Consider the following 12,017-nt stretch of genomic DNA (forward strand, 5'->3'; position numbering starts at 1 on the left):
ATCAGAGAGGAAGGGACAGGCACGTTCAACTTACAAGCGCGCCAGATTCTGACGCGGAAGTTAGGGAGGCTGGGCTCTATCGCTCCCTCGCGCCGTTCTTACGGGGAGAGGGTGGGGTGAGGGGCTGCTTCCACGAATACGATTTGAGCTTGAGGGGACAGCAGGCCGGAGCCCGATGGACAATTCGTCCGGCTCGCAGGTTACCCTGCCCCTCACCCCAGGATCCGCGCTTTCAGCGCGAATTCCGACCTCTCCCCGCAAAGAGCGGGGAGAGGTTCAGAGATTACGCCCGCTTGCCGTTGTTCTTCTCCGCCGCCCTGCGCATCGCCTCGGCGAGTGCACCGCCGCCACCGGAGGATTCCTGCTTGCGCGGGGCCGACGAGGTCATGCGGGCGGGGTTGCGTGTGTTGTTGTCGCGCTGCATGCCGGGCGCATCCTTCTTGGCACCGACCTCGTCGTCGAGGCGCAGCGTCAGTGAGATGCGTTTGCGGGCGACCTCGAAGTCCAGCACCTTTACCTTGACGATGTCGCCGGGCTTCACCACCTCGCGCGGATCCTTGATGAAGTTCTTGGACATCGCCGAAATGTGCACGAGACCGTCCTGGTGCACGCCGATATCGACGAAGGCGCCGAAGGCGGCGACGTTGGTGACGGTGCCCTCGAGGATCATGCCTTTCTGGAGATGCTTGATCTCCTCGACGCCCTCCTTGAACACTGCGGCCTTGAACGCCGGACGCGGGTCACGGCCGGGCTTTTCCAGTTCGCGCAGAATGTCGGTGACGGTCGGCAGACCAAAGGTCTCGTCGACGAAATCCTTCGGCTTCAAGGTGCGCACGATCTCGCTGCTGCCGATCAGCGCCTTGATGTCGCTCTTGGTGGCCTCAAGAATCCGTCGCACCACCGGATAGGCTTCCGGATGCACGCCGGAGGCATCCAGCGGATCTTCGCCGCCGAGGATGCGCAGGAAGCCAGCGCACTGCTCAAACGCCTTCGGGCCGAGCCGCGGCACCTCCTTGAGCGCCTTGCGTGACTTGAACGGGCCGTTGGCATCACGATGCGCCACGATGCTCTGCGCGAGGCCCGAGCCGACGCCCGACACGCGGGCGAGCAGCGGCGCGGAGGCCGTGTTGACGTCGACACCGACCGCGTTCACGCAGTCTTCGACCACGGCATCGAGCGACTTGGCGAGCTTGGCCTGGCCGAGATCGTGCTGATACTGGCCGACGCCGATCGCCTTGGGCTCGATCTTGACGAGCTCGGCGAGCGGATCCTGAAGCCGGCGGGCGATCGAGACCGCGCCGCGCAGGGTGACGTCGAGGCCGGGCAGTTCCTCCGAGGCGAAAGCCGAGGCCGAATAGACCGACGCACCCGCTTCCGACACCACGATCTTGCTCATTTTCAGCTCGGCCAGACCCTTGACCAGATCGCCGGCGAGCTTGTCGGTCTCGCGCGAGGCAGTGCCGTTGCCGATCGCGATCAGCTCGACGCGATGCTTGATCGCGAGCTTGCCGAGGATCGCGAGCGCCTCGTTCCACTGCCGCTGCGGCTCGTGCGGATAGATCACGGCGGTATCGACCACCTTGCCGGTCGCGTCGGTGACGGCGACCTTGACGCCGGTGCGATAGCCTGGATCAAGGCCCATGGTGGCGCGGGTGCCGGCGGGCGCGGCCAGCAGGAGGTCGCGCAGGTTCGAGGCGAACACGCGCACGGCCTCGGTCTCGGCTGCGTTCCACAGCCGCATGCGCAAGTCGATGTTGAGATGCACCTGGATCTTGGTGCGCCAAGCCCAGCGCACGGTGTCGATCAGCCAGCGGTCGCCGGCGCGCTTGAGGTCGGTGATGCCGAAGCGCTTCATGATCTTCAGTTCATAGGCGCCGGGCACGCCGGCGGGCGGCGCCTCGGCTTCGGCCTGGATCTGGAGATCGAGAATCTCTTCCTTCTCGCCGCGAAACATCGCGAGGATGCGGTGCGAGGGCAGCTTGGTCAGCGGCTCGGAGAAATCAAAATAGTCGGCGAATTTCTCGCCCTCGGTCTTCTTGCCCTCGCGCACCTTGGAGGCCATCCGCGCATTGGTCCACATCTCCTCACGGAGCACACCGATCAAATCGGCGTCCTCGTCGAAGCGCTCGACCAGGATGGCGCGGGCACCGTCGAGCGCGGCCACGGCATCCGCAACGCCCTTCTCTGCGTTGATGAAGCCTTCGGCCACGACCTTCGGATCGTTGCCGGGCTCGGCGATGAGCTGATTGGCGAGCGGCTCGAGGCCGGCCTCCTTGGCGATCTCGGCCTTGGTGCGGCGCTTCGGCTTGAACGGCAGGTAGATGTCTTCGAGGCGCGCTTTGCTGTCCGCGGCCATGATCGAGGCTTCCAGCGTTGCGTCGAGCTTGCCCTGCTCGCGGACCGATTCGAGGATCGCCTTGCGGCGGTCTTCCAGCTCGCGCAGGTAAACCAGGCGTTCCTCCAGGGTCCGCAATTGCGCGTCGTCGAGCGCACCGGTCGCTTCCTTGCGGTAGCGGGCGATGAAGGGAACCGTGGCGCCGCCGTCGAGCAGCGTCACCGCCGCCTCGACCTGCTCCGCCCGTACCCCAAGCTCCTGCGCAATTTTCTGGTTGATATTTGCCACGCGAGATTTCCTCTATATCCAAGCACGCGACGCAAACCGAAATCCGGCCGCGGGAGGCCGCTTATGGACCAACCAAGGTTGATTCATCAAGGTGCGGCGCGCAACCGTCGACAGAGGATTTTTTGTTGAACCGATGCGATCTCGCCACAATCGTGGGGATGTCGCGGGGGGCAGATAGCGGAAGTTGAGGCACACGCTCCCTCCATCGTCGTTGCGAGGAGCCTTTGCGACGAAGCAATCCAGAATCCCTCCCCGGAAAGACTCTGGATTGCTTTGCTTCCACCTTCGCTCTTCGAGCTTCGGCGGACAAGGCGCTCGCAATGACGGAGCAAGGGGCGGCAACCGGCTCCTCCAATGAACATTTCGATTCGCAGACACGCCTTCTCGCTCTCGCGGCGCGTTTCGCCCGAGTTTTGCTGTTCGCTTCACGCCCTCTGCAAACAAAGGGCGCAGGGAAGGCCGGGTGCCGGCTGGCACCCACGGTCCGCCGTGCGCGTGTAGCGCAAAAAGACCTGCACAGCGGCATACAGGTGAAGCCGAACACACGGCCTTCCCTGCGCAGTGGTCGGACGGCTTATGCCGTGCTCTCCCGGGAGCCGAATTCCTTCTGGCCTCCCTCGCGCCTGCGAAAGTCACCGACATTGCGCCGGTTGACGCCAATGCCGCATTCGCAAAGCGCTTGACCGTAGCAACGACGGCCGGGACCACACGGTTTTGCCGTACGCAGGCAAATCCTGCTTCGCCCCAAGGGGCTTCGCAGCACAAGGCGCCGTTCGTACAACGCGGCTTGCAAGCAGCTCACGGGGCTCGGCTCAATCCACTGCCCCGCCCTGCCACTCGCATCCGCGACGGCGCTGCCCAGCGTCCACCGCAGCCCGATCCGCGGTTCGCGACGACGTACGACCGCCCCTTTTCGCCGGATCAGGATGGGTGTCGTGTACGACAAATCCGAATTTCGGTAAAGCGAAATATTTTTGAGCCATGGCATTGACACGCACGGGACACAGGGGCGCGGGTGATCGCCGTCGCCAGTGCTCGTCACACAACTCCGGTGTCGTCCTGGCGAAAGCCAGGACCCATTACCCCAGGGAGGAGTTTGGCGAAGACTCGTCGTTCGGTACTGATGCCGGCCACAACCGATAAATCACGCGATATGGGTCCTGGCTTTCGCCAGGACGACAATGGAGATTGGCGCGCCGCTTGACATCCACCGCGCTTCCACGGCTGTTGGGCGCGCCGGACCACCGAACTTCCCACGAGGACCATCCATGCGGACAACATCGGCCGGCGTCTTCAAGATCGCCACCAAGGGGCCTGGCGACGTCTCCGGCCTCATGAGCCTGATCGTTACAGGCGCGATCGATCCGGCCTCGATCCTGGCGATCCTCGGCAAGACCGAGGGCAATGGCGGCGTCAATGATTTTACGCGGGAGTATGCCGTCGCCGCGCTGTGCACGGCGCTGGCGCCGAAACTCGGCCTGACGCCGCACGAGGTGGAGCAGCGCATCGCTTTCGTGATGTCAGGCGGCACCGAAGGCGTGCTCAGCCCGCACATCACGGTGTTCACTCGCCAGCAGGTTGCGACACCGCCGGCCGGCGTCTCCGGCAAGCGCCTAAGCATCGGCATGGCGCAGACCCGCGATTTCCTCCCCGAGGAGCTCGGCCGCTCCGCGCAGATCACCGAGACGGCCAAGGCGGTGAAGGCGGCGATGGCGGACGCGGGCATCACTGATGCCACTGACGTCCATTTCGTGCAGATCAAGTGCCCGCTGCTGACCAGCGAGCGTGTCGAAGCGGCAAGCGCGCGCGGCAACAAGACGGCGACGATCAGCGCCTATAGCTCGATGGCCTATTCGCGTGGTGCCTCAGCGCTCGGCGTTGCGGTCGCGCTCGGCGAGATCCCCGCCAACATCCACGACGACGACGTGCTGCGGCGCTACGATCTGTTCTCGAAGGTCGCCTCGACCTCGTCCGGAATCGAGCTGATGCACAATGTCGTCATCGTGCTCGGCAATTCGGAAGGGTCGCTGAGCGAGTTCGAGATCGGGCATGCCGTGATGAGCGACGCGATCGATGCGCCGGCGGTGGTGTCGGCGCTGACGAGTGTTGGTCTTGGGGTCGCACCACAAGTTGTCGCGAACCGCGAGCTCGTCAACATCTTCGCCAAGGCCGAGGCCTCGCCTGATGGCACCGTACGCGGCTGCCGCCACACCATGCTTGAGGACACCGACATCAGCTCGACACGCCACGCCCGTGCCGCGGTCGGCGGCCTGATCGCCGGCCTTGCCGGCACCAGCGCGGTCTACGTCTCCGGTGGCGCCGAGCATCAGGGCCCCGCCGGCGGCGGCCCGGTTGCGGCGATCGCACGGCTAAAGCCCTAGCAACCGCGACCTCTCCGCGCCCCACGCAACCCTGCCCCTCGCGCCGGCTCAGTTGATTCATACGGGCCCATGCGAAAAAGCTGGCGCCGCACCTCGAGGGGATTTTGACTTCATGACTTTGCCGATGAGCTGGAACGAATGGACGCAGCATGATGGCGTCGGACTTGCGGCGCGCGTCCGCAAGGGCGAGCTGACGGCGAAGGAATTGGCACATCAGGCTGCAGCCGCCGTTGCAAAGGTCAATCCGACACTGTCCGGCGTGGTCGAGCTGTTCGATGACGTGATCGCCGATCCCGCCAAGGACGGCGCCAATCTCGCGGGTCCCTTCGCCGGCCTGCCCATCCTGATGAAGGATCTGGGACCGACGATGAAAGGCCGGCTGCAGGAAATGGGCTCGCTGCTGATGCGGGGCAACCGCGCCGCTGCCGACACGTTCCTGACCGGCAAATTCCGCCAGGCAGGCCTCAACCTGATCGGACGCACGACGACGCCGGAATTCGGCGTGTGCAGCTCGGCCGACAATCCGGCCGTGTATGTCACCCGCAATCCCTGGAATACCGACTACACCACCTGCGGCTCGTCGGCGGGCAGCGCCGCGATGGTTGCGGCCGGCGTGGTGCCGATCGCGCACGCGACCGACGGCGGCGGCTCGATCCGCATTCCCGCCGGCGTCAACGGCAATATCGGGTTGAAGGTCTCGCGTGGCGTGTTCTCGCTCGCGCCGCACATGTCCGATCTCACCGGCCTCGTCTCGATCCAGGGCTGCCAGTCGCGCACGGTGCGCGACACCGCCGCGTTCGTCGACCATGCCCGTGGGCCCGCGCCCGGCGAGTTCATGCCGTTCTGGACCACGGCGCAGCCCTATTCCGAGATGATCAAGCGCGATCCGTCGAAACTCCGCATCGCGCTGTCCCACACCTGGGGCGACTACACCGCGACGCCGGAGATCGCGGCCGAGCTGGAGAAGACCGGCCGTTTCCTCGAAGGCCTCGGCCATCACGTCGACTACGCGCTACCCGAGCTCGACTTCCGCGCTGCCTTCGCAGCGCAGACCACTTGCTACATCTCGAACTTTTCGGTCGTGATCTCCAACATGCTGGCCGCGCACGGGCTGGAGCGCCCGCCGGAGGATCTGATCGAGCCGATGAACATCCGGATCTGGGAAGCCGGACTGCACACCAGCTTCGCCGACCGGGCCAGGATGCAGGCCGTGTTCAACACGACCTCACGCGGCTTCGGCAGCTTCTTCGAGCAGTGGGACGTGATCCTGACGCCGATCACCGCGCTGCCGACGCCGAAGGTCGGCACGAAGGAATATCTCACCATCTCCGACAACCCCGATGTGCTCGACTGGTTCGGTCATCTCTGGCGCTTCTTCGCCTTCACGCCACTCGCCAATCTCTGCGGCATGCCGGCGATCTCGATGCCGATGGCGGCCCAGGACCACGGCCTGCCGCTCGGCATCCAGGCGATCGCCAAACAGGCCAATGACGGCCTGCTGCTGCAACTCGCAGCCCAGATCGAGCGCGCGCTCGACGGCAAGTGGAACGGCGGCAAGAAACCGAAGGTGCATGTCGGCTAGGTGAGCGGCGAGCGCGCTAAGATGCGATCGCCTGTCACGATCTCAGTTCTTCACCGCCGGGATGTCCTCTGGCTGCTGTTGCTGCTGGCCCTGCTTGTACATCGCCAGCGCCTTGTCGAGCGCTTCGCGCAGCGCCAGCGCCGCGGCCACGCTGCAGCGCAGATGCGCCGTCTGGACCACGTCGACCCTGACCGCCGCACCGACCGGCATCAGCAGGTTCGCGGCGAGCTCGATCTGGATCGCGCCGTTGTGATGGCCGAAGCAGGACGCGCCGTCAAAATAGATGATCGGGGCCCGCTCGGAGCTCGAGCTGGAAATGGTGACCGGCCCCTGACTGGTGGCGGGCGTTTCGGGATCGGTCATGGGATACTCCTCGCGGGCAGGGAACGAACGCCCACCATCGTTGCTTCGGCCGGCTCTGTCGAGGCCAAACCGGCCCTGCGGCGCCGCCGTACGGGGTTTTGCGCGGTGCGCGACACTGGTCTAGAACATCGCCATGCCTAGCTCACCGACCACGCTTCCGTTCGAGGAACTCGCCGAGGCCATCAAGGGCCGCCGCTCCGATTACGGCCATATCAGCGGGCTCCAGCTCGACCGCTTCGCGCCGGGCGAAGCCTGGTCGAGCCTACCCTACCGGCCCGTCTTCGTCGGCGACGCCGAGACTGGTGTTCTTCACGGCGGCGTCGTCACCGCGATGCTGGACGAAAGCTGCGGCATGGCGGTGCAGCTCGCGCTCGATGGCACCCGCGCCATCGCGACGCTCGACCTGCGCATCGACTACCAGAAGCCAGCCACGCCAGGCCTCGACATCAAGGCGCATTCGGTGTGCTACCGCACCACGCGCTCGATCGCTTTCGTGCGCTCCACCGCGTATCAGGAGTCCGAGGACGATCCGGTGGCGACCGCCACCGCCTGCTTCATGATCGGCGCCAACCGCACCAACATGCTTGCGGACCGCCGGATGGATACGCGCAACATCCCGACGCTGGAGGCGCCGGAGGATCCGGACGGTCCGTTCGCCAACAGCCCGTTTGCGCGCGCCCTCGGCATTCGCGTCAACGACGACGGCACGCTGACCATGCCGTTTTCGCCAAAGATCATCGGCAACCCGATCCTCCCCGCCATCCATGGCGGCATGACGGGCGCCTTCCTCGAGACCACCGCGATCCTCGGCGTGCGGCGTGAGCTCGGGATCGCGGCGCTGCCAAAGCCCATTGGGCTCACCGTCAACTATTTGCGCTCCGGACGGGCGCTCGACACCATCGCCAATGTCTCGATCGTGAAACAGGGCCGGCGTATCGTCGCCTTCGAAGCGCGGGCCTGGCAAGACGATCCCGACAGGCCGATCGCCTCCGCCTTCGGTCATTTCATGCTGCGCCCGACACCCGGAAACGACGAGGAATAGGCGTATTCTGCTTGACTGCCGGGGCTTGGAACCCAACGATGGCACAAGCCAGCAAGAGGTAGTGGGTTGCGGCATCCGATCGACATCGTCGCCATGTTTGCCGCCATCTGGCTATTGGCGTCGATGGTGCTCGACGCGCTGACGCCGAAGGAGCTGACCGCGGTCATGATCGCGATCGCGATCGGGCCCGCCGTGATCATCACCGCCGTGTTCTACTATCTGCGCTGCCCGCGCACCGATTTCGCGGTGTTGTTCGCAGCGCTCTGGCTGATCTCCGACATCGCGATCGCCTTCATCTCGCCGAAGGAACTGCCGCATTTCCTGATCGTGCTCGGCTTCGTGCCGGCCGCGCTGATCGGCATCGTGCTGCACTGGCAGCGCTTCCAGCGCCGCCATGAGCGGTTGCCGGTGCCGTCGGCGAAGCGCGGTTAACGCCATAGCAGATTGCTTTTGGCGAGGTCGATCACCTCGTCGCCACGGCCACTCATCACCGCGCGCAGCACCATCACGGCTTGTTATTGCGGCTTCAGTCTTTCGCAATCGCTCGATCGTAGGCGTCGATCGTCGCCTTCGCGCGTGCGGCGATATCGGCGGCTGACATCCCGGGCTTGTAGAGGCTGGACCCCAGTCCGAACGCCGTGACGCCGCCTTTGATGTATTCGGCAAAATTCTGATCGGAGACGCCGCCGACGGCGGCGATCATCACACCTGCGGGCAGCACGGCGCGGATCGCGGCGATGCCGGACGCGCCGAGCACGCTCGCCGGAAAGAATTTCAGGCCTGATGCGCCGGAGCGCGCGGCGAGCAGCGCTTCCGTCGGCGAGAACACGCCGGGCAGCGTCACCATGCCGTGCTGATGTGCACGCGCCAGCACCTTGGTGTCGACATTCGGCGAGACCATGAGCTTGCCGCCGACATCGTTGAGACGATCGACATCGGCCGCAGTCAGCACCGTGCCGGCACCAATCAGCACGCCTGAAGGCGCGAGCTTCGCCGCAAGGCCGATGGAGCGGAACGGATCCGGCGAGTTCAGCGGGATCTCGATCGCGGTCATGCCGGCCTCGATCAGCACGCCGACGATGGCCTCGGTCTCCTCCGGTTTCACGCCTCGGAGGATCGCGACCAGGGGCCGCTTCATCGACGGAAAGGGAACGCTCATCTCAAAAATCCTCTCACTTCGTCCAGATCGCCGCAGCCGCCATCGACAGGCCGCGGCGCACCGCTTCATCAGCGTCGATCGGGTTCACCTCGACATTCAGCGCGCCGAAGGCAAGCCGGTACAGTGCCGCCAGCCGGCCCGATGCAATCAGCGTGACGCCGGCCTTCGGCACGCTGCCGGAAAGCCCTGCCGCCAGTTCGGCGCCGATCAACGTGCCCGATAGCGTCTCGCGCGCAGCGGCCGGCGTGCCGCCGAACAACAGCTGACGCGACCGCGCGGTGAACAGAAGATTGGCTGCAAAGGCTGGCGCTTCGTACGCGGCATTCACCGCCGCCTTGAAGCTCGCGACATCCTCGGCCTCATCCGCGCCGGCCACCGCGAGCGCGAGAATCGTCTCGCGCGACACGACGCTGAAGAGCTCGCCGGTCATGAACGTCGCGAAATGTTCGACCGTGCCATCTTTCACGCGCACCCATTTTGAATGCGTGCCGGGCATGCACACCAGCGCCTCGCCTGCGGCTCCCAAGCCGAGCGCACCGAGCAATTGCGTCTCCTCGCCGCGCATCACGTCCGGTGCTTTTGTGTCGCGCTGCGCGATGCCCGGCAGGATGCGGATGTCGCGCCCCTCGCCCGGTACGCGGGCGGCTTGCTTGAGGACCGCCGACAGCGGCGCCGGCGTATCGACATAACCGGCCTCGACCCATCCGGTCTTGGCCCCAGCCATGCCGCAGATCAGCACTGGCAGATGAGCCGGCGCTTGAACCGCGGCCAGGTGCGCTTGCAGCACGCCGGGGAAGCCGGCCTTGGCCGCGGCCATCATGCCCTCATCGCTGCGGCGCTCGGCCAGCACATGGCCAGTGCGATCGACCAGCCAGAGCCGAAAGCTGCTCGTGCCCCAGTCCACCGCGACATAAGCAGGTTCGGTCATTTTGAATCGTATCCTCAGGTCTCACGGCCGAGACGCCGTCTCGCGACAATGAGACGGCGCGTTGCAAATCCGCCCCGGGATATCGGCTATTGCGGCCTTAAACCAGCGTTTTCTCGCAAGCTTGAGGCGCTCCCGGCGCTGGCACACCGCTTGCTGAAGCCATTCCCGTTCACGTCAGCGAACGCGCAGCAAGACGCGTCAACATCAGATGAGGAAACCCATGGAGATCGGCTATTTCACGATGCCTTCGCATCCGCCGGAGTGCGGCCTGAAGGAAGGACATGACTGGGACCTGCAGGTCCTGCGCTGGCTCGACGAGCTCGGCTATCAGGAAGCCTGGATCGGCGAGCACCACACCGCGCCCTGGGAACCCAATCCCACGCCGGACCTCTTGATCGCGCAGGCCCTGATGCAGACCAAGCGCCTGCGCATCGGCCCCGGCGGCTTCCTGCTGCCCTATCATCACCCGGCAGAGCTCGCCAACCGCGTCGCGATGCTGGACCATCTCTCCGAGGGCCGTCTGAATTTCGGCGTCGCTGCGTCCGGCCTGCCGAGCGACTGGGCGATGTTCAACGTCGACGGCATGAGCGGCCAGAACCGCGACATGACCCGCGAGGCGCTCGAGATCATCCTGAAGCTGTGGACCGAGCCGGCGCCGTTCACGCACAAGGGCAAGTTCTGGACGGTGACCAAGCCCGACACGATGTTCGACTTCCTCAAGCCGCACATCAAGCCGTTGCAAGCGCCACATCCGCCGATCGGCGTCGCCGGGCTCTCGAAGAATTCGGACACGCTGAAGCTCGCCGGCGAGCGCGGCTTCATTCCGATGAGCCTCAACCTCAACCCGGCCTATGTCTCCAGCCATTGGGACTCGGTCGAGATCGGCGCCGCCAAGACCGGCCGCAAGCCGAACCGGCAGGACTGGCGTCTGGTGCGCGAGGTGTTCGTCGCCGACACCGATGAGGAGGCCTGGAAGCTTTCGACCGGGGACATGATGGGCCGGATGATGAGCGAGTACTTCCTGCCCCTGCTCGGTCATTTCGGCTTCAAGGACTATCTCAAGCACGCGCCCGACGTGCCCGACAGCGACGTCACCGTCGAATATTGCGCCAAGCGGAACTGGATCGTCGGCTCGCCTGCGACCATCGCCGAAAAGATCGAGACGATCTATGACGAGGTCGGCGGCTTCGGCGTGCTCTGCGTGTTCGGCTTCGACTACAAGCACAAGCCGGAAGCCTGGCACCACTCGCTCTCTCTGCTCAAGAACGAAGTGATGCCGCGCCTGACGCATCTCGGCTCCGCGAAGAAGGCAGCTTGACCGGATACGGGTGCGGCGCGAACGTGCCGCACCCGCCATTTCTCTTGGGAGATGTCGACGTGACGGTGGACGCCAAGGATTTCAAGCAGGCGATGCGCCAATGCGCCGGCGCGGTCGCACTGGTCACGGTCGGCGCCGAGCACGGCAAGCGCACCGGGCTGACGGTGACCTCGGCCACCTCGCTGTCCGACAACCCGCCGTCGCTGATCGTCTGCGTCAACCGCAACGCCAGCGCACACGCGCGCATCCGCGAGGAAGGCGCGTTCGCGATCAACTTTCTGCACGAGGATCACGCCCTGCTGGCGCTGACCTTCAGCGGCCAGAAGGGCGTCAACGGCGACGAGCGGTTTGCGTTCGGCCAATGGACGCGCGAGGTGACCGGCGCGCCGGTGCTGACGGATGCGGTCGCCGCGTTCGACTGCGCGCTGGCGCAGGAGTTCGAGACCAGGACGCATTCGATCTTCGTCGGCGAGGTCCGCGGAGCGACCCATTCGGCCGCGGCCGCACCGCTGGTGTATCTGCGCAGCAGCTTCCACACGCCGCAGGAAATCCGCGAGACAGTTTCCGTGGGCGATCTCGATTCGCGGCATTTGAGCTGGACGGATTTTTCGTAAGGGTGCG

General features: G+C 65.3%; 10 protein-coding genes. 6 read left to right on the forward strand and 4 right to left on the reverse strand.

Translation table 11 applies throughout. The features are described 5' to 3' along the window. Window positions 1-283 precede the first annotated feature (283 nt). Window positions 284-2,623: a Tex family protein gene (locus tag ACWAT4_RS34065; RefSeq protein ID WP_449729152.1), complete on the reverse strand. Its 2,340-nt coding sequence runs from the start codon at window positions 2,621-2,623 to the stop codon at window positions 284-286. Between the two features lie 1,268 nt (window positions 2,624-3,891). Between ACWAT4_RS34065 and atzD the strand changes: the two genes are divergently transcribed. Together atzD and ACWAT4_RS34075 are read left to right on the forward strand one after the other, a co-directional pair. Then, window positions 3,892-5,004: a cyanuric acid amidohydrolase gene (atzD, locus tag ACWAT4_RS34070; RefSeq protein ID WP_212426521.1), complete on the forward strand. Its 1,113-nt coding sequence runs from the start codon at window positions 3,892-3,894 to the stop codon at window positions 5,002-5,004. Between the two features lie 112 nt (window positions 5,005-5,116). Then, window positions 5,117-6,586, forward strand: coding sequence for an amidase (locus ACWAT4_RS34075; RefSeq protein WP_449729153.1), 1,470 nt, complete (start codon window positions 5,117-5,119; stop codon window positions 6,584-6,586). 42 nt (window positions 6,587-6,628) lie between these two features. On the opposite strand, the gene ACWAT4_RS34080 is transcribed toward ACWAT4_RS34075, so the two are convergent. Continuing rightward, complete coding sequence (locus ACWAT4_RS34080; RefSeq protein ID WP_212300097.1) at window positions 6,629-6,949, reverse strand: hypothetical protein; 321 nt, start codon at window positions 6,947-6,949, stop codon at window positions 6,629-6,631. Between the two features lie 133 nt (window positions 6,950-7,082). On the opposite strand from ACWAT4_RS34080, the gene ACWAT4_RS34085 reads away from it, so the two are divergent. Then, window positions 7,083-7,991: a PaaI family thioesterase gene (locus ACWAT4_RS34085; RefSeq protein ID WP_212446445.1), complete on the forward strand. Its 909-nt coding sequence runs from the start codon at window positions 7,083-7,085 to the stop codon at window positions 7,989-7,991. Window positions 7,992-8,057: 66 nt separating this feature from the next. Beyond that, window positions 8,058-8,423, forward strand: coding sequence for a hypothetical protein (locus ACWAT4_RS34090; RefSeq protein ID WP_449729154.1), 366 nt, complete (start codon window positions 8,058-8,060; stop codon window positions 8,421-8,423). Between the two features lie 94 nt (window positions 8,424-8,517). Here ACWAT4_RS34090 and ACWAT4_RS34095 read toward each other — a convergent pair whose 3' ends face one another. Both ACWAT4_RS34095 and ACWAT4_RS34100 read right to left on the reverse strand, forming a co-directional pair. After that, the gene (locus ACWAT4_RS34095) at window positions 8,518-9,150 is read right to left on the reverse strand and encodes a 2-dehydro-3-deoxy-6-phosphogalactonate aldolase (protein ID WP_449729155.1); all 633 of its coding nucleotides are present in this window, start codon (window positions 9,148-9,150) and stop codon (window positions 8,518-8,520) included. Window positions 9,151-9,163: 13 nt separating this feature from the next. Then, window positions 9,164-10,078, reverse strand: coding sequence for a 2-dehydro-3-deoxygalactonokinase (locus tag ACWAT4_RS34100; protein WP_212426525.1), 915 nt, complete (start codon window positions 10,076-10,078; stop codon window positions 9,164-9,166). 220 nt (window positions 10,079-10,298) lie between these two features. On the opposite strand from ACWAT4_RS34100, the gene ACWAT4_RS34105 reads away from it, so the two are divergent. Together ACWAT4_RS34105 and ACWAT4_RS34110 are read left to right on the forward strand one after the other, a co-directional pair. After that, entirely contained in the window at window positions 10,299-11,396 is a 1,098-nt protein-coding gene (locus ACWAT4_RS34105) for an LLM class flavin-dependent oxidoreductase (protein WP_212426526.1), read from the forward strand. Between the two features lie 59 nt (window positions 11,397-11,455). After that, complete coding sequence (locus ACWAT4_RS34110) at window positions 11,456-12,010, forward strand: flavin reductase family protein (RefSeq protein ID WP_212426527.1); 555 nt, start codon at window positions 11,456-11,458, stop codon at window positions 12,008-12,010. The last annotated feature ends 7 nt before the right edge of the window (window positions 12,011-12,017 follow it).

The organism is Bradyrhizobium sp. T-1 (assembly GCF_053592855.1).